Source organism: Pseudomonas sp. GL_139_B, from assembly GCF_057834475.1.
In genome coordinates, this window is record NZ_CM174403.1 from 3,817,686 (window position 1) to 3,836,364 (window position 18,679).

Sequence of the window (18,679 nt, forward strand, 5' to 3'; positions counted from 1 at the left end):
TTTAAGGGTTCGAGGTCTTATCGACGGACAGCGCCAGGGCACCACGCAAACCACCCACCACCAGCGAGCCGTTGGAGGCCTCGGCAGCGCCGGCTACCGGTGTCGGTACGGGTTTCTGAACCAGGTGCAATTGCGCGCCAGTGCCCTGGCTGACCAGCATCTGCCCACCCAGGGTGAACAAGCGGTAGTCGCCACGGTCATCGATGAGGCCGGCGGTGATACTGATGCGCAGGCCACTGTCCAGCGCGGTCCAACTCTGGCCGCCATCGGTGCTGCGCAATACGTTGCCACGCAGGCCGTAGACGAGCACTTCTCCTGGCTTGCCCAGCACGCCAAAGAAACTGCCTTGATAAGGCGTCGGCACGGCGACGAAGCGCTGGCTGGCCTCATCCCATTTGAGCAGCAGGCCCTGCTCGCCAGCGATGTACAACGCGTCACCGGTGGAGGCGATAGCGTTGAGGTGAAAGCCTTGCGGGTTGTCGGTGCGGTCCTGATACGGGGTCCAGGTTTGGCCACCGTCATCAGTGCGCAGGATCAGGTTGAACACGCCGACCACATAGCCGACCTGTTCATTGGCAAACCAGACATCGAGCAAGGGTTTGTCCGCGCCCTGCTCTACCAGTCGCTGGCCTTCGGCGGCCCAATGCGACCATTCTTCGTTGTCGGGTTGGGCACTGGCCAACGCACCGTAATGCTTGACCAGTAATTCACCGATCTGACGGCCGTCCAATTGCTTGCGCCAGGTCACGCCAGCATCATCGCTGTGCAACACCACGCCATCATTGCCGACCGCCCAGCCTTCCCTGGCCGATGGAAAATTCACAGCACTGAGATCGGCACTCACTGGCACAGCTGCTTGCTGCCAATGTTTACCGCTGTCATCTGAATAGAGAATGTGTCCACGCTGCCCGACGGCTACCAATCGGTCGCCTGCGCGGGTCATGCCGGACAACGGACTGCTGACTGCCAAAGCACTGACTTTGGCGGGCAAGTCCAACACATCGATATAGCCGGCCGCCTGAGTGACGCCCTGCGACAAGACAAGCACGGCGCCGAACGCCAACTGCAGGTACTTTTTGTACGAACCCATACCGCGTCCTCTTGGGAAAACCGCGTCAGGGACTGCAATGTGCAGCCCGACGTTAAAAACTGTCGCCGCGATGATCGGCTTGCACCGACCTTCGCGCGGTCACACGGCCTTGTGGGCCGTGGACCGATGGACGCTTTGTTGCGGTTTGCTTAGCGAATGCCGGCGCCCGCCAGGGACTCCGACGACCACTGTGCCTTGGAGAGCGGATCGATGTACTTGATGCCGCCGTACGGGCCGACTACACCGTTGATGTTGTAGGAACCGCCCACCAGGTCATAGATCATGAACGGAGTGGAGTCAGGGACCTGCTTGTCATAGCTTTGGCTGAGGAAGGCAAACGAACCACGATACAGTTGACCACGGGCGTCATATTGATCCGAAGCCAAAGCGGTCCAGCTGTCTTCATCGAGGTAGAAGCGACGTTTGGCGTAGATGTGACGTGCGCCAGCCTTGAGGGTGCCTTCGACGACCCATACACGGTGTTTTTCCCAACGCACGAAGTCGGGTGCCAGGTGATTCGGCGTGGTGATCGACTTCGGATCCTGAACGTAGGTCAGCTTGTAGGTGTTGTAAGGCACGATCATTTCTTGCTTGCCGACCAACTTCCAGTCGTAGCGATCCAGCGCACCGTTGAACACGAAGACGTCGTCGTAAGTCCCGGCGCCGGCGGTACCTGGGTTAGGCGTGTCGTAGGCGAGGTTCGGCGCCAGCTTCACACGGCGCTGACCAGGCAGGTACTGCCAGGCACGACGTGGTTGTTGCAACGGGTTGGCGGCGTCCTTGAGCATCACCGCTTCGCCGGCACGACGCGCCGGACCGGTGTACTGCAGCTTCATCTGGTAGTACACGTCGGCACTGCTGATCGGCTGCGCCAGGTTTTCGTAGATCGGATAGGAAATGAACGCCATCCCGGTGGTCGCCAGGCTTGGAACGCCCGCGGAGTCAACGTTCCAGGAATCGTACTTGGAGTTGATGCTCACGCCCTGATAGCGCAGCAGGAAGTTCCACATCGCCTCGTTACCCGATTGCGGGATCGGGAAAGGCACACCCGGCAGCACGTTGTCGATGGCCAGGCCACCTTCAAGGGACTTGGCGCCGGTGGCGTTTTTCACGCCGTTGTCGAGGATGGCTTTAGGCAGCGAAACGGTACGGTGAGTCGGGTACACCTCGACTTTGAAAGTCGGGAAACGCTTGGCCAGTTCCGCGGTGGTTGCGGTGAGTTGGCCTTTGTACTGATCGACGTTTTTGCCGTCGATGACCAGCACCGGCTTCTCATTGGCAAATGGGTCCGGACGCATGCTGTCACCGGCCTTGAAGCTGGCCGGCGGCGTGGTCAGGCCGCCGTTATAGGCGGGGATGGAACCATCGGCATTACCGGCTTTTTCAGCGCCGACCATGGTCAGGCTGGTGCCCAGTTTGGCGGCTTCTTGAGCCGATACAGCGGCATGGGCCTGGGCGGCGACGATCATCGCCAGCGAGGCAGCCAACACGGTTTGTGCAAATTTCATATTGTTATTCTCCTGCTTGCATTGAGCAAATCAGTGGTGAATCAAAGTTGTGAATCAGAAGGTTGTTTTCATCGTCAGGTACACGGCGCCACGGTCCTCAGTCGTTGCACCACCACCGGAGAAGGACGAGTAGCCACCGGCGTAACAGGCGTAGTTTTCGTTGCCGCTAAAGGCGTTCGGGGTGGAACCATCACCACCTTTGTTACCTGTACTCACACCGCTGACATTGCACTTGTCGGTTTGGCCGAAGGAGTCCACGTACTTCAGGTCTACAAAGTATTTGTTGTACACAACAGCGCCTACGCCGAGCGCATAGTTGCCAGTGTCTTTGGCACCGCCACCGGATACCGGTGACACACCGGCCAGGCCGACGTTGACGGACATTGGCGCGTTGAGGTCAACACCGGGGAACACTTGGTACCAGGTCGGGGTGAAGTTGACCGCTACGCCCCAGTTGTCGCGAGTCGACTGGTCGATACCGTGGTAGGTGCTCTTACCCTTATAGAGCGCTTCGTTCTTGTCATCGAGCTTGAGCAGGTTGCTGTAGTACAGCTCGCCCAGCAGGGAAGCCGAATCGAACACCGGCGTTTTCGGAATGGTCATCAGACCGTTCAGCGTCCAGTGCAAGGTCTCACCGGTAGCGCTCAGGCTGTCGCCGCGGCTCGGGGTGTCGTAGATCACACCCGTGGAATCCGTGCGCGCCGGCAACAGGCCGAGGCCCTGGCCCAGGCCCAGCGGGCTGGTGGTGCTGACGATGGCCGGGATACTGGCCAGCGGCATGTTTTCACGGATGTTCAGGTCCGAACCCACACTCACACCGCCGACATCCTTGGACAGACTCAGGCCGAAAATCTTAATGTTGTCGGCATAGGCCAGTTGATAGGTGGCGGTGCTCAACGAGTTGAGCGTGTTGACCACCGCCGGCACTTGCCCGGCTGGTCGGGTGCCGTTCGGGTTGGCCGAGGTCAGGCCTCTGGCATCCAGCCAGGCTTGCGGCAGGATGTCCGAAGTTTCGCGGTAGTAGACGCCGAGCGTCCCGTCCAGCCAGGCCGGCGACCACTTGGCCATTACGCCCCAGTCACCACTGTTGTGCGGATCCAGGTCATGACCACGACGCACGTTGGTCAACGCATTGCACGGTGCCAGGCCACAACCCAGTGGGCTGCCCGGAACCACGGCGTTGGTGTTGCCCAACAGGAACGATTTGGCGCCAAAGCCCACCAGGTCGGAACCACCGTAGTAGGTGCCCGCTTCAGGCAGGCGAGCGGCGTCCCAATCCATGAAGTACTGCGCACCCACGGTCAACTCGGGGTTAACGGTGAACGACATCGACAACTGGTTACGTGGAACGAACAACTCCTTGGCTTCCGTACCCGGCGACGCCGCCAGTTTGGCCAGGTCGAGGCCGGACTGGCCGTAGCTGACCGAGTGCACCGGGTTGAGAATGGTCTCACCCCAAAACACGTTGTGCTGACCGGCCTTGGCACTGAACAAGGACTCTTCGCCCACTTCGGTGCTGTAGAACACGAACGCATCGAGAATTTCGCCCGACGGACCGCTGTAATAACGCTGGGCGTAGTTGCTCAGGTGCGGGCTGCCAAAGCCGACGTTGTCATTGGTGACGGCGGCCAGACGTGGATCGTTGGCGACCAGACCGGAGCGTGCATCGTTGCCGTTGACGAACGGGTTGGAGTTGGAACCGGTGTTGTCATACGCCTTGTCGTACCAGCTGGCCGCACTGACGCGAAAACCCATGGCGTTCTTGTAAGCCACGTCCATCTCGGTCAACAGGTCGACACGGTTGGTGATGTTGGTGCCGGCCTTGCGGAAGTTGTAGTCGCCGTCGTTGTTGTTCGGGGTCCCCAACATGCGCTTGTCGGCGTTTTCAGTGCGCACACCGTAGTTGTACTTGACGGTGTTATCGATACGCGCGGTCCAGTCCGGATTGCCCGTATCCAGTTCAACCGCCTGGGCGGTCGGCATGGAAGCCGCGAGGATGGCCGAAGCCAGCAAGGTGTAACGTGAAACGGTGAACCCTTGACTCTTATTGTTGTGCATTGCGATGTTTCTCCGCCTTTTTGTATTTGTTTTTAAGCGCAGCAGCCCTCACGCATTCCCTTGTACCAGGGACTTGCGCTTCTCAGGAGTGAGGGCAAATGCCGCTTGGCTTACCGCCAAGTCGGCGCCTGAACTACCGGTCCAGTTCCAGGATGAGCGTTTCCGCTTCTGGCCAGTGGCCAAATCCTGCAGCTGGATTGAGATGGCCTACTGCGCCAAAATTGCGCAGTTCGGCACCCCAGCCTTGAGCCATGCGAGTGACGGCGTCCAGACTGGCAAGGTGATCATTGGTGCTGCCGGCCACCAGGCTTGGGAACGGCAACGGACCTTGGGGTAGCGGATCCCAACCATGAGCCCGCAGAGATTCGGAAGTGGGGTAGCCTTGCGGCCAAGTAGCCTCGAGGTCCGGTGGCGCGGCCAGCAGGGCACCCTTGATCGGACGACTGTGTAACGCGGCCCAGTGTGCGACCATCAACACACCGGCACTGTGGGCGACCAGGATTACCGGCCCTTCGATCTGCTCCAGTTCGTGCTGGATCGCGCGAACCCGTGCAGCGCAGTCGAGTTTGTCGGTTTCAAGCGGCGGGACGCTGCGTACTTTGCAGAGTCTGGCTTCAAGCAATGTCTGCCAATGCTCGGCCACATGCTCACGCAAGCCCGGCACGATCAAAACGGTTGCGACAGTATTCAGTTTGTCCACGTCAGGCACCTACGCTTTCTCGATGACTCGACTGACTCGTTGGTCAGCGATTTTTGTTGTGCTGACATTAAAGTTCCCCCACCCCGGGCGCTTTTCATTGGACGTCAGCCACTTCTCTTTTCATGACAAATTTCACGGTGCCGACATGAGGTGCCCGCTGGTCGAAAATCACAACGGGTTTGCCCAAGGCCACTGTAATCAATAGGTGAGCGAATTTATCTCGATGATACGGGGCGATCAGAGGAAGCAACCGGCGCGAACCGGAGGTTACGCAACAACTTTCCATTTCATGACGTGCTGGATATAGTCGCCACGCTCGTTTCCACCTTAACTGGCCCAGGGAAGAACCACGCATGACCAAGCTTGTTCGCGCTGCTGTCTTGACCAACTACCTTGAGGTCACCCAGTACCTGGGATTTAACCCGCGCGATGTACTGGCTGCCAGTGGCTTGAGCAGGGCTCAGTTGTTAGCACCGGAACATCGGATCCCCATCGATTCCGCCGTGCGCGTGCTGGAAGATTCGGCCACCGCCACTGGCTGCCAGAACTTCGGCCTGAGCATGGCCGAGTCGCGCCACCTCTCGGACTTCGGAGTGGTCAGTCTGTTGCTCACTCACCAGCGTACGCTGCGAGAGGCCTTGCAGGTCGTGGTGCATTACCGTCACTTGATGAACGACTCGCTGGCCATCTTCATTGAAGAGGCAGGCAAGATGGTGATCATTCGTGAGGAGGTGGTGACCGACACACCCATGCCCTGCCGGCAAGCCAACGATCTGGCCATCGGTGTCATGTTCCGTTTGTGCTCAGCACTGCTCGGCTCACACTGGCATCCCTACAGTGTCAACTTCACGCACCAGCCTCCGGACAACCTGCAACTGCATCGCCGCCTGTTCGGCTGCACGCTGGAATTCGGCAGCGAGTTCAACGGCATCGTCTGCCCCAATGCCAGCCTGGACGTGACCAACCCCCATGCCGATCCGGCCATGGCACGTTACGCCCAGAGTTACCTTGACTCGTTGCTCAGCGATGAAGGACCGTCGTTGCTGTTCGAGGTGCGCAAGGCCATTTACGTGCTGTTGCCAATGGGGCGCGCCACCATCGAGCAGATCGCCCAGACCCAGGGCATGAACGTACGGACGCTGCAACGTCGCCTCAAAGATGATGACTGCGCCTTCAACGACCTGATCAACGACGTGCGCCGCGATCTGGTCCTGCGTTACCTGGAGAATCCGAATTATTCGCTGGGGCGCATCGCCGACATGCTCGGGTATTCCATGGCGAGCTCCTTCACACGCTGGTTCATCACCCAGTTCGGCATGCCGCCGGCCGCCTGGCGCGCACAAAAGCAAACCACCTCAAAACCTGCCCCGGGTCACCACGAGTCCTGAGTCCGCCAAACCTTCGAGTTCCCACCCTGGGAACTTGGAGTATTAAACATCGCCCGAAAAGGCTTGTTTAAAACCCACACAGCAGCGGGAGCAAGCTCCCCCGCCACTGTTTATTGCCTGAAGCCTTTTCTGACAGCCCCAGGCTTCAAGCATCCCATCCCGATCCTACAAGTAATCAGGCGGCGACTGGCAGCGTCGCCCATCCCCCGAAGCGCATCGTTTTTCCCTGACACCAATATTTGATTTGGCGCCCAGGGAAGGGCTTTGCGCTCGAGGGATGCATCCATGAAAAATGACTATGGGGGTTGCCAATGTGCTATTTGCCGAAGCCGCAGACGAGGCCCGCGACCGGACCAGGCAGCGGAACAACGCAAATACGACGAAGCAATGGCCCGACAACGGGCAAGGGAAGAGGCGCTCAATGCGGCCTGGGAAGACAAGGAGGCACGCGAAGAGGCCTCGCGGGTGAAGATCACTCTGCGTATCGGGGTGTTTTTCGATGGCACTGGCAACAACCCGTTCAATGTCGAGATGGGACGAAAATGCGGCGCCCATCATCCGTTGTCCAAGCAGGATATGGATGGGAGTTGCAAGCCGTACATGCAAGACCCTGACAGTAGTTATGGTGGGGAAGTGACGAATGTTAAGCGGTTGCATGAGTTGTACTTGAAATCCATTGACCCGGGAAAAGTCATCCAGCACAAATTGGCGTTCGATAAGGTCTACGTCGAAGGTATTGGCACAACGGCTGGCGAGCAAGACAGCCTACTGGGTGCGGCATTGGGCCGAGGTGAGACAGGTATCGAAGCGCGGGTGAATCTCGCGTTCCGTCAGATCAAACTGCGGTTACTCAGCTTTCAAAGTGACTACCCAAACGTACAGATTCAGCGCGTGATCTTCGATGTCTTCGGCTTCAGCCGTGGTGCGGCCGCCGCCCGACATTTCGCCTGCTTGTGCCTGAACAGGTCCAACAATGCGCTCAGGGAAACCCTGAACCTGCCGGACAGCCTGTTCGCCCGAGGGTTCAGCAAGGTGTTTGGTGAAGGGGTCAGCACCGGGTTTATCGGCCTGTTCGACACTGTCGCGTCTGTGGGCGGCCTGAGCAACCTGGGCTATGTGCGCAGCCCGGCAGCCCCCGGGGTCAAGTTGTATTTGATGCCGCGCTTCTTTCCCAATGTTGTGCAACTGGTGGCACGGGACGAGTACCGCGCCAATTTCGCCCTCAACAGTGTCAGCCCGGATCATTCGGAAATCAGCCTGCCGGGCGTTCACTCGGATATCGGCGGTGGTTACCGCGATGACATCGAAGAATGCGTGTTACTCAGCCCTATGCAGGCCTTGGAGGTTGGCGAATTCACCGACGTAAAAACCACCTCGATCTACCGCGAAGCCCAAGAGGAACGGGCGAAATGGCACGCCAAGGGTTGGCCACTGGAGATGCTGGAACTGATCACCCCTGCCCCGGTAACGCTACGGCCGGCACCAAGAGAGCAACATGCGCCGAAACAAAAGCGCGTATTTGTCGGTTTACAGCTACGGCGCAAGATCGGCGCTGGTTTGTCGCTGGTGTATTTGCGGGTGATGTATGAGGCAGCCAGAAAACACGGAGTTGAGTTTGACGATATTCAGCAACGTGCCGCATTGGCACCTCCCGCCGAGCTTCAGTCAATGTGCGAACGGTTTGTCGCTGGTGATTACCACACTACCGCCGTAGAGGATCAGTTTTTGAAGCTCCACTATATCCACCAGTCAGCGCACTGGAGCCCGACCTTTCTCTCCGGCGCTCGCACTACCCGATTCGAACTGGCCTATGCCCATGTCCCGACGGCGGATGCCGTACGGGTGCACCACCCTCATGTACCGGAATGGACGCTGTAACCATGAAAATCCTGACCGTTTTGTTAGCACTCGTAACGATAAGCGCTTGCCATCCAGTGGATCCGTTATCGGCCAAAAATGACTACAAACTGCCTTGGTGGGGGATTGGCTTCACCGAGCCTGCACACATGACCGTTTGGGTGGAAACCTCGGCAGTCGAAGACATCAATGGTCAGATGTTTCACTCTGTCGCATCGGGTGCCGCCGCAAGAAGTGATCATGACGACGGAACTGAAAACGCACGAGGCTGGGTAGGCATCGGCGGAGCGGGAACTTCGGTCACGGGGGCCGACCTGCCAAAACGCATCTTCGTGCGCTGGCAATCGATAGTCGAACGCAAGACCTACGCCGGCTGGATCGATATCTCCGAATCCACCCGCGACATCATGCGCAACTCGACGGCCCAGCGCTGCCACGAAACCCCTCAGTTCACCGCCAACCCGAGTGCAGCCATGAATCTGGGTCTGGCGCCGGGCGGCATCATTCAGGTCTGGGTCTGGGACGACTGCTTCCGCGCCCACAAAGTCGACCGAGGGCAAGTCGGTATCGAACCGTTAGGCCCCGATCGAGGCAAATACAACGGGTTCTACGGCAAGATCAAAGACTCCTCCCAACGCTACATCGAACGTTTCGGCATCCCCTATGGAAGTTGGTGATGAATGCCGTACGGGTGCACCACCCTCATGTACCGGAATGGACGCTGTAACCATGAAAATACCGCTCTCAGTTTTAGCGTTTATATCAATAGGTGCCTGCCAGGCCGTCGACCCACTGTCAGCTAAAAACGACTTCAAAACTCGTTGGTGGTACATCGGTTTTACCGAACCCGCCCACATGTCGGTTTGGGTCGAGACCTCGGCAGTCGAAGACATCAAAGGTCGGATACTTCACCATGTCGCAGCAGGTTCAGCGGGTAGTAGCGACCACGAGAATGGCACCGAAAATGCGCGGGGATGGGTGGGTGTTGGCAGTGCGAGCATGCCAGTCCTGGGGGCAGACCTGCCTAAGCGCTTATTTGTCCGCTGGCAATCGATTGTCGAGCGCAAGACCTACGCAGGCTGGATTGATATCTCCGAATCCACCCGCGACATCATGCGCAACTCGACAGCCCGACGTTGCTATAAAACACCCGAGTTTTCCGCCAATTCCGCGGCGTCTCTCAATGTGGGATTGGCACCTGGCGGGATCATCCAACTATGGACCCGCGACGACTGCTTCCGCGCCCACAAAGTCGACCGAGGGCAAGTCGGCATCGAACCGTTAGGTCCCGATCAAGGCAAGTACAACGGCTTCTACGGCAAGATCAAAGACTCCTCCCAACGCTACATCGAACGTTTCGGCATCCCCTTTGGCAGTTGGTGATGAAGTGTTTTCGAGCCAACGAAAAAAACGGCGACTGCTGTACAGTCGCCGCCAAAAGCCAGTGTTTGTGACACCGACCGAGCACCGCAAAGCGCTGAGGAGTCAAACGCAAGGCGGCACTACGTAAAACCGATTCAGGTCGGGCTCAGAACCCCCAGCGCAGCAACAGCAGCACCAGGACCGCGAGGAACACCGTCTCGCCCACCATCAGCAGGATAGGCTTGATGCCGACAGCGGCCAGCTCCTTGAGCTGAGTCTTCATACCTAGCGCACTGATGGAAATCACCAGGGCCCAGCGCGACAGTTCATTCACCGCGCCCTGCACAGCCGGGACCACCCAACCTGTGCTGTTGATACAGGCCAGCAAGATAAAACCGACGGCGAACCACGGTAGCAGCGGCGGCCGCTTGCCCGAGGTGTCAGCGCCCTGCATGCGGGTGACCATTGCTGCACAGACGATCACCGGCACCAGCATGGCGACCCGCATCAACTTGACCACCGTGGCGGTATCGCCGGTCTCGGTCGACATGCCGTAACCCGCACCGACCACCTGAGCCACATCGTGAATGGTGGCGCCGAGGAACACGCCGGCCAGCTGGGGTGACAACTCCAGCCAGTGGGCAATCATCGGATAAACGATCATCGCTGTGGTCGACAGCGCGGACACGCCAATGACGGTGAACAGCACAGCCCGCTCTTTCTGCGGATGATTAGGCAGCGCAGCGGCCAGTGCCAATGCAGCCGAGGCACCACAAATCGCGGTAGCCCCACCGGTGAGCATGCCAAACAAGCGCTGGAAACCCATTAACTTGGCCGCGATCACCGAAACGCCAATCGTCACCACTACCAGAAACACCACCAGCGCTACAGGCTTCCAGCCCAGCGCGGCAATCTGCTCCAGGGTAATGCGCATACCCAGCAAGGCCACGCCGAGGCGCAATATGGTACGCGCCGTGAACTCGATACCGGCCTTGCACACGCCTTCACCGGCGAGGAAATTCAGTGCCATGCCCAGCAACAGGGCAAACAGCATCACCGGCGCACCGTAGTGCTCGGACAAAAAAGAAGCCGCGGCTGCGACGATCAGACTGACGATGAAACCCGGTGCCAGTTCGCGTGTTCGGCTATGGATACGGGTAAGAGCGATGGCGCTCATGGCGCGGACTCCTCAGAAACAATAACGATAAAAGCCTGGTCGTCGACAACTTCGACCGGGTAGTTGGTGACCTTGAGCTGGGTGGAGTTGAGCAGGTAGCCGCTGCGCAGATCGAACCGTAGCCCATGAGCGCAGCATTGAATCACTCGACCATCAAGACGCCCGCCACAGAGCGAGGCGCCCTGATGCGGACAACTGTCATCGATGGCAAACAGCTCGCCTTCGACGTTAAACAACGCCAGGCTTTTGTTCTCGAACTCAAACAGCGCACGACCGCCCGCCTGCGGGAGTTTCCCGACAGGCACGGGGACACGACGCATCATGACGCAGGCACCACGCGCTGGCGCTCCAAGGCACCGCACATGGCGCTAAGCAGCGCTTCGGCAGGCTGTGCGCCGACCATCGACAATTGGCGGTTGAACTGAAAACTTGGTACACCGCTGGAGGCCCCAACCTCGTTACCGACAAAGGGACCGGATTCGTCTTTCAGGTAGTCCTTCACCGCATCAACGTCATAACCACACGATTGGGCGATGGCGATCAAGGTCTCGCGGCAACCCAGGTCCTCGCCATTCTGGAAGTACGCGGTGAACAGACGCTCAAGCAACTGGTCGCGCTGAGCCGCGCTCCCCTGTGTGTTGGCGTGCGCCAACAGACGATGGGCGTCAGCCGTATTAGGCATCGTGGCGATGCGAGTCAAATCGATAGGCACCCCTACCGCCTGCGCGGCCTGCCGCACTTGGGCCTGACGCATCGCCACCGCCTCGGCACTGCCCAGACGATTGAGGTAGAACTCGGCGAACGGTTCACCCTGAACCGGCAGGTGTGGCAGCAACTGCACACCATGCCACACCGTGGTCACCAGCACTTCCGGTTGCTGCAAGCGCAGCAACTCGAGTGCGCGCTCCAGTTGGCGTTTTCCGATCAAGCACCAAGGGCAGATAAAATCGAAAAACACATCTATTTGTAAACGACCACTCACACCTTCACCTCTACCGCAGTTTCAATTACCGAATCGTTGACCTGCTCACCTGCCAGCCGGGCAATATCCTTTTGGTAATGGCACTTTGCAAAAAAGAACACGGCCGCTGCCGCGACGCTCACCAGCGGCACTAACTGGAAGGCCGCCTGCAAGCCGATCATGTCGGACACCTTGCCGGTGATGAACGGCCCTGGCGCCAAGCCGAGCAAGTTGTTAGCCAGGGTCAGCGTGGCAAACGCCGTTCCGTGCACCGAGTAATGGGTCAGGTTGGCAACCATCGCACCGGCAGGTCCGGTGGTGCCGGCGGCAATCAGCATGCCCAGGCAAATCAACAGCAGTTGAGCAGGCCCCGGCGGCAAGGCGAATGCCGCTGACAGCAGCAGGCAGCTGCCCAAGCAATAGGCGATGGCCAGTGCAACCTTGCGTTCGGCCGACTGACGGCACATGCGATCACTGAGCATGCCGCACAAGATCATCCCGGCGCCGCTGCACAGAACAATGATCGCGGCCATACCGCCAGCTTTGTCAGTCGGCATGTTGTAGTAACGGTTGAGGTAGCTGGGCATCCACACAATCACGGTGCCGCCAACGAACAGTTGCAAGCCACTGCCGATGTAAGCCGCGATCACCGACGGGCTGGAGCACAACGTACGCAACGGGCGTTTGACCGCCGCAGTCACTTTTTTGCCGGCCTGCGCCGCACGCTGGGGCGCAATACGCGCCTCCTTGACGATGATCGGATAAAGCACCGCCAGCAGCAGACCAAACAGGGCCATACCGGCAAACGACCAGCGCCAGCCAAGCTTGGCCGCAATAGCGCCGCCCATAGCCATGCCCAACACCGAACCGAACATACCGCCTGCCATGAAGGCACTGGCCAGCGTTGCACGCATGTGTTTCGGAAACACCGAAATCACTACAGCAATACCGACGCTGCCATAGGCAGCCTCACCGACACCCACCATGAAGCGGGCGATAAACATTTGCTGGTAGTCCTGCGCCAATGCGCAACCCAGCGTAGCGATACTCCACAACAGCGCCATCAGCGCCAGACTTTTAACCCGACCGAAGCGGTCAGCCATTAATGACAATGGAAAGGTCAGCAGGCCGACCATCAAGGCCACAATACCGCTGAGCAAGCCGAGCTGGCCGTCAGTCAGGGCCCACTCGCCCTTGAGCATCGGGAATACGGCGTTCAGCACTTGGCGAGACATGTAATCGGAAATCAACAAGCCGAACGTCAGTGCGAAGACGATCCAGGCATATTTGCGCGCAATACCGACACCACTGGTGTCGTCATCGCCAGCGGCGATTGGGTGAAAGGCCATGCAGCCTCCTCGAAACTTCGTTTTATTTTTGTTATCGAGCGTATTTCAATGCAGCGAGCGAGAGGCCAAGGCCTCCCGCTCCCGCTGTCAGTTAGCCGCGTTGCGGCACACCTTTCTGCCCAGCCTTGCGGTTGGGGGCCATACCGTTGGCCAGCAGAGTTTCTTCGATAGTTTCGTATTTCTGACCGATGCGGTAGATCGCGCGGGCTTCTTTGCCCGTGGCGATTTCGCGGCCCAGCTCGTGAGCGATGCGCACGGTTTGCTTGATCTGCGCAACCGAACCGAAACGATCGCCCTTGTGGTCAATGATGGTGTCTTCATTGCCCACACGCGGGTGCATACCCATGGCCATCGCCATGGTGTTGAACGGCAGCACGTTCTTGAGCAGCGACTCGGACGTCAGGGTGCAGCCGTCTGGAACGCGGTGGATGAAGTTGAAGAAGTTGAACGGATTAGGACCGTCGAAACCGCCGCCGATGCCGATCCAGGTCAGGTTCAATGGACCTTTGTAAAGACCCTTGCGCACCATGCGCTGCAGAGTTTCCAAAGCGTGCATGCCGGTCAGCTGGAAGTGCGGCTGGATGTCATTGTCCATCAGACGCTTAAGGTGCTCGATAACCCAGGCTGGGCCGGCCGGTACGGTCATTTCGCTGTAGGCAGCCTGATAGGCCGGGTTGGCCAGGGAAGTGCCTTCCAGGTATTCCGGATACAGCAATTCCATGATGTTCATTTGGGTGGTGTTGATCGCCACCGTGACCTGATCCGGTTTTGGCGTCAGCTCGGCCAGCATGTGGCGGGTATCGTCGGACAACCACAGCGCGGCTTCGCCATCGCTTTCAGGGGCGAACGAAATCGAACCGCCGACCTGGATAATCATGTCCGGCACCGCTTCACGTACGCCGGCAATCAATTCGTTGAACTTGGACAGACGCTTGGAACCCTTGCCGTCCAGTTCACGCACATGCAGGTGCAGAACCGTGGCGCCGGCTTCGTAGCACTCGACCGCTTTCTGGACTTGTTCATCCATGGTCAGCGGGATGTCTTCCGGGAAGTCTTCCGGCATCCACTCAGGACCGTAAGGGGCCACGGTGATGACCACCTTTTCCATGTTTTCCGGGTGCAGGGAATCGTCGAAAAATTGCATGATTTACTCCAGTTTTTATGGTTGTCCGCCTGCCGGTCATGCCTGGCAGGCGACTCTACGAGTGCTAAAACAGAGGGCGTCGATCAGAACGTCTTGTCACCGATAATCCCGGCGCGTTCCATCTTGCGATGGCACGGTGGGTAATCCATCACCGCGTAATGCTGGGTACTGCGGTTGTCCCAGATCGCGATGCTGTTGGGTTTCCAGCGCCAGCGCACTTGATACTCAGGGATGTACGCCTGGCTGATCAGGTAGCGCAGCAACTCGCCCGCACCAGGGTTTGCGTCCTGGCCGAAGCGCACCCGGTCAGGGGTGTGGTAGTTACTGAAGTGGGTGGTGAAGGCGTTGACGAACAGCACCTTTTCCCCGGTCTCCGGGTGAGTACGCACCACTGGGTGCTCGGCATCCGGATACATCGCCTTGAGTGCCAGACGCTTCTCGATCGGCATGGCCGCACCAAAGCTCGCTTCGATGCTGTGGCGGGCACGCAGGTCGGCGATCTTCACTTTTACGTCTTCCGGCAGGCGCGCATACGCCTCTACCATGTTGGTCCACATGGTGTCGCCGCCCACGGGCGGGCACTCCACGCAACGCAGCACACACCCCATCGGCGGGGCTTCGCGCCAAGTGGCGTCGGTGTGCCAGGCGTTCTCGTAGCGGTCCATTGGCTGGTCCGGATTTTTGTAGATGCGCACCAGCCCTGGATGATCCGGGTCGCTGCCGGCCACCGGGTGATCCTCCAGCTCGCCGAAACGACGGGCGAAAGCCACGTGATCAGCGCGGCTGATGTCCTGATCACGCAGGAACACCACCCGATGCTTGACTAACTGGGCACGAATCTCGGCAAAGAGACCATCGTCATGCACCGCATCGGCGAGGTTGACGCCGATCAGTTCGGCGCCGATGTTGTAGGTCAATTGTTCGACTTTCATGGCTGGCCGCTCCTTAAACGATGAAAATCGAAGAGCCGGTAGTCTTGCGTGACTCCAGGTCGCGATGGGCCTGGACAGCGTCTTGCAAGGCATAGTGCTGATTGATTTCGATCTTGATCCGACCGCTGCCGACGTGGTCGAACAGCTCGCCAGCCAGGGCAGCTTTTTCCGCAGGGTCGGCGATGTAGTCAGCCAGGGCCGGACGGGTCAGGAACAGCGAACCCTTCATCGCCAGCAATACCGGGTCGAAGGCCGGGATCGGGCCGGACGCCGTGCCGACGCACACCATCAAGCCGCGACGCTTGAGCGAATCCAGGGAACCCATGAAGGTATTCTTGCCAACGCTGTCGAATACGACGTTGACACCCACACCGTCCGTCATCTCGCGAACGCGTTGAGCAACGTCTTCATGGCTGTAATTGATGACATGGGTGCAACCATGAGCCAGGGCAATTTCACCCTTGGCCTCGGTGGACACAGTGCCGATGACGTTCACGCCGAGCAACTTGGCCCACTGCGAAACGATCAGGCCCACACCACCAGCGGCGGCGTGCAGCAAAATAGTGTCACCGGCCTTGAAGTCGTAGATGCGGCGCATCAGGTACGACGAGGTCAGACCACGCATGGTCATGGCCGCGGCCGTTTCAAAGCTGATGGTTTCCGGCAACTTGATCAACGGCGCGGCAGCGATCAGACGCTCGGTGCTGTAGGCACCTAAGGTATTGAGAAAACCGGTGTAGGTAACGCGATCCCCAACTTGAACATTGGTCACGCCTTCGCCGATGGCCTGGACCACACCGGAAGCCTCAACGCCCATGCCGTTCGGCATAGGGATCGGGTAGGTGCCATTGCGAAAGTAGGTGTCGGCATAGTTCAGGCCAACCGCTACATGACGAAGACGAACCTGGCCTGGACCAGGATCGCCGACTTCGACGTCTTCATAACGAAGGACTTCGGGACCACCGGTTTCGTAAAAGCGAACGGCTTTGGCCATGATTTCTTATTCTCCAATCTGCAATGTTGGCTTGCTGCGTCGAATTGCGCTGATTGGACTGTAGGATGCTGCCTCTGGAGCCGCTTCTCATCAGACGACAATGGCTTTTCATTTCGTGACAGAGGCCCCGCGTGGCGAGATATCTATGCCTCTGGCGGATGATCGGGCGACAGTGGTTCAGCCTCTGCACCATGTCGCGCGGCAACGCCCGACAGGAGAATTGATGGTCAACAGGTATTAATGGACATCATGCGCCAACGCAGACCTGCCGCCTTTGCGATCAGGGCTTACTCAGCAGACCGATACCTTCTGTGCAAATAGCCGCCTGCCATAGGTGGCTGCAGCACGGACACACTCTGGCGGCTCAGTTTAATAGTTTTTGAGGGTTATTGATTCGGATTATCCCGCCACTGCGGGCAGCATCCGTCCCGCTTTGACCGACGTGCAAGCACCCGCTTTGCGTAGCTCAGGTCAGCACTGGAATAACAACTTTCATCACTTGAGAACAGAACACATGGGCATGTCGAATAAATGGATTGTGGGAATTGCATTGAGTAGCGTGTTTCAGGTCGGCTGTGTCTCGAAGGTCACGCAGCAGGAGCAGTATTCGGGCTTCCTGGCCAATTATCAGGGTCTGGAAGAACAAACTACGCCGAGCGAAAAAAAGGTGCTGCGCTGGGTAAAGCCAGGGTTTGATCCTCAAGCTTATTCCACTGTCGTGTTCAAGGAGGTAGAACTGTATCCAGCGCCGAAGCCGAGCGATCGCATCAACCTGAAAACCCTGCAAGACGTGCAGACCATGGCCAGCAACAGTGTCAAGAACGCCTTTGCCCCCTCCTACACAATCGTCCCGGAGGCACAGCAAGCACCGTCCGATTCGCGGACATTGATCTTGCATGCGGCGATCACCGAAGTCAGCGCCAAAAACGAAGGCATGCATTGGTATGAGGCCGTACCGATTTCCGCAATTGTCGGGGCAACACAAGCCGCCACCGGGCATCGCGATCAGACAGCCGAAATGTATATCGAAGCCGACCTGATCGATGCAAAAACCGGTTTGCCGGTCGCCAAGGTGGTTCGCAAGGTGTTCGGCGAGACATTGGATAATGCCAGCCAGCCAATAGCTGCCAATGACTTCAAGGCCGCACTAAAAGAGATGACGAACGACATGCAGGCACTGCTTTCCAAGCAGTAATAACCGCGCAATACCCCATTGCAAACGTTGAATTGCCTGCCATCCATTGTCATGGGATTACATCGCGAGCATGGGGTTTGAGCCGCGTCTCCTTAAGCAAACCGTTAGAACACGTAACGATGTCTAACGAGAGTCCGACTTGATGAAACTACTGACCTTTACCTTATCGGCCTATGTATCGCTCGCCAGTTCTGGCGCATGGGCAGTGACGGTGGTTCCGCTTAAAAACCAAAATTCCCAAACTATTCAGCAAGACACCAGTGCTTGCCAATCACAAGCCAATGCTCAATTCCCGATTCAAAACACAGTGCCATCCGGTGGCCGGGCAAAAGGCGCTGCTACCGCCGCCGTTGCCGGAGCCACCGCAGCGCAGGTTCGGGGTAACCAACACGACAACGTCTATGACCAGATCGATGACGATATCAAGCAAGACTATCGCCAGAACAATGCACGCAGCGCCGCGGCTGCCGGCGTGGCGATCGGGGGATCCAGACAACGCCAGGAACGCAGACAGAACGCTGGAACCACCGAGCAAAGCATCACCGCCAACAACTCGGTGTACAGCAGCTGCCTGCAACAGCGTGGTTACAACGTTTTGCCTTGATCCCGGCGGTTATTCTTCTTCGAACGCCCCCGACATCAACGTTGCGAAATGACAATCTTGCTGGATAACTTAATTGATGTGCAGATGTATTTACCCAGTCATGCGATAAACACCAAGTTCGCCCTGTCTCCGAAGTAATTTCACGTAACTTGTCCCCCCTGCCCTAGCCGGCACCCCACTCAAATATCTAGCTTCAATCAGCTTGTGGCTCGCAAAGAACCTCCCTTCAGCTAATGGGAATCAGTTCAGCCGAACCGCAAGCTTATGTGTTAAATATAAGGCTGTCTCAAACCCTGCCTTGCAGTTTTCGGATAGCACACATCATTCGTACCGAGCATCATGGCCCTCGATTGAACCCCC

The 18,679-nt window shown here is 58.3% G+C and carries 17 protein-coding genes; 6 read left to right on the top strand and 11 right to left on the bottom strand.

The window, feature by feature from the left end; all coding sequences use genetic code 11:
* Position 1 precedes the first annotated feature (1 nt).
* The 4 genes from AC3ISI_RS17275 to AC3ISI_RS17290 form a co-directional block, all read right to left on the bottom strand.
* Positions 2-1,090: a WD40/YVTN/BNR-like repeat-containing protein gene (locus tag AC3ISI_RS17275; RefSeq protein WP_489333023.1), complete on the bottom strand. Its 1,089-nt coding sequence runs from the start codon at positions 1,088-1,090 to the stop codon at positions 2-4.
* A gap of 149 nt (positions 1,091-1,239) precedes the next feature.
* Positions 1,240-2,598 (bottom strand): DUF1329 domain-containing protein, encoded by a 1,359-nt coding sequence (locus AC3ISI_RS17280; RefSeq protein ID WP_489333024.1) that lies wholly within the window; start codon positions 2,596-2,598, stop codon positions 1,240-1,242.
* Between the two features lie 54 nt (positions 2,599-2,652).
* Positions 2,653-4,656 carry a DUF1302 domain-containing protein gene (locus tag AC3ISI_RS17285; RefSeq protein WP_489333025.1) on the bottom strand — a complete coding sequence of 668 codons (2,004 nt, stop codon included), beginning with the start codon at positions 4,654-4,656 and terminating at the stop codon, positions 2,653-2,655.
* Positions 4,657-4,789: 133 nt separating this feature from the next.
* Positions 4,790-5,356 (bottom strand): RBBP9/YdeN family alpha/beta hydrolase, encoded by a 567-nt coding sequence (locus tag AC3ISI_RS17290; RefSeq protein ID WP_489333026.1) that lies wholly within the window; start codon positions 5,354-5,356, stop codon positions 4,790-4,792.
* A 353-nt stretch (positions 5,357-5,709) separates the two neighbouring features.
* Here AC3ISI_RS17290 and AC3ISI_RS17295 point away from each other — a divergent pair, with 353 nt between their 5' ends.
* The 4 genes from AC3ISI_RS17295 to AC3ISI_RS17310 all read left to right on the top strand — a co-directional run bounded on the left by AC3ISI_RS17295 (position 5,710) and on the right by AC3ISI_RS17310 (position 9,984).
* Positions 5,710-6,744, top strand: coding sequence for an AraC family transcriptional regulator (locus tag AC3ISI_RS17295; RefSeq protein ID WP_489333027.1), 1,035 nt, complete (start codon positions 5,710-5,712; stop codon positions 6,742-6,744).
* Positions 6,745-7,029: 285 nt separating this feature from the next.
* Complete coding sequence (locus AC3ISI_RS17300) at positions 7,030-8,622, top strand: phospholipase effector Tle1 domain-containing protein (protein WP_489333028.1); 1,593 nt, start codon at positions 7,030-7,032, stop codon at positions 8,620-8,622.
* Positions 8,623-8,624: 2 nt separating this feature from the next.
* On the top strand, positions 8,625-9,278 hold the full coding sequence (locus tag AC3ISI_RS17305) for a DUF2931 family protein (protein WP_489333029.1): 654 nt from the start codon (positions 8,625-8,627) through the stop codon (positions 9,276-9,278).
* A 52-nt stretch (positions 9,279-9,330) separates the two neighbouring features.
* Positions 9,331-9,984 carry a DUF2931 family protein gene (locus AC3ISI_RS17310; RefSeq protein ID WP_489333030.1) on the top strand — a complete coding sequence of 218 codons (654 nt, stop codon included), beginning with the start codon at positions 9,331-9,333 and terminating at the stop codon, positions 9,982-9,984.
* A 145-nt stretch (positions 9,985-10,129) separates the two neighbouring features.
* Here the strand turns inward: AC3ISI_RS17310 and AC3ISI_RS17315 are convergent, their stop codons facing one another.
* From AC3ISI_RS17315 to AC3ISI_RS17345, 7 genes are all read right to left on the bottom strand, one after another.
* A complete protein-coding gene (locus tag AC3ISI_RS17315) occupies positions 10,130-11,140 on the bottom strand; it encodes a YeiH family protein (protein WP_489333031.1) in 1,011 nt (336 codons plus the stop codon).
* Positions 11,137-11,463, bottom strand: a complete 327-nt coding sequence (locus tag AC3ISI_RS17320; RefSeq protein WP_489333032.1) for a Rieske (2Fe-2S) protein — start codon at positions 11,461-11,463, stop codon at positions 11,137-11,139. Before AC3ISI_RS17320 ends, AC3ISI_RS17315 begins: the two co-directional genes overlap by 4 nt.
* A complete protein-coding gene (locus tag AC3ISI_RS17325) occupies positions 11,460-12,122 on the bottom strand; it encodes a DsbA family oxidoreductase (RefSeq protein ID WP_489333033.1) in 663 nt (220 codons plus the stop codon). Before AC3ISI_RS17325 ends, AC3ISI_RS17320 begins: the two co-directional genes overlap by 4 nt.
* A complete protein-coding gene (locus tag AC3ISI_RS17330) occupies positions 12,119-13,450 on the bottom strand; it encodes an MFS transporter (RefSeq protein ID WP_489333034.1) in 1,332 nt (443 codons plus the stop codon). The genes AC3ISI_RS17325 and AC3ISI_RS17330 overlap by 4 nt, the downstream gene beginning before the upstream one ends.
* Before the next feature lie 91 nt (positions 13,451-13,541).
* A complete protein-coding gene (locus tag AC3ISI_RS17335) occupies positions 13,542-14,594 on the bottom strand; it encodes a beta-keto acid cleavage family enzyme (protein WP_489333036.1) in 1,053 nt (350 codons plus the stop codon).
* A gap of 83 nt (positions 14,595-14,677) precedes the next feature.
* The gene (locus tag AC3ISI_RS17340; RefSeq protein ID WP_489333037.1) at positions 14,678-15,526 is read right to left on the bottom strand and encodes a TauD/TfdA dioxygenase family protein; all 849 of its coding nucleotides are present in this window, start codon (positions 15,524-15,526) and stop codon (positions 14,678-14,680) included.
* Between the two features lie 13 nt (positions 15,527-15,539).
* Positions 15,540-16,520, bottom strand: coding sequence for a quinone oxidoreductase family protein (locus tag AC3ISI_RS17345; protein ID WP_489333038.1), 981 nt, complete (start codon positions 16,518-16,520; stop codon positions 15,540-15,542).
* 514 nt (positions 16,521-17,034) lie between these two features.
* Between AC3ISI_RS17345 and AC3ISI_RS17350 the strand changes: the two genes are divergently transcribed.
* Both AC3ISI_RS17350 and AC3ISI_RS17355 read left to right on the top strand, forming a co-directional pair.
* Positions 17,035-17,715, top strand: coding sequence for a DUF3313 domain-containing protein (locus tag AC3ISI_RS17350; RefSeq protein WP_489333039.1), 681 nt, complete (start codon positions 17,035-17,037; stop codon positions 17,713-17,715).
* Positions 17,716-17,857: 142 nt separating this feature from the next.
* Positions 17,858-18,319: a hypothetical protein gene (locus AC3ISI_RS17355; RefSeq protein WP_489333040.1), complete on the top strand. Its 462-nt coding sequence runs from the start codon at positions 17,858-17,860 to the stop codon at positions 18,317-18,319.
* Positions 18,320-18,679 lie beyond the last annotated feature (360 nt).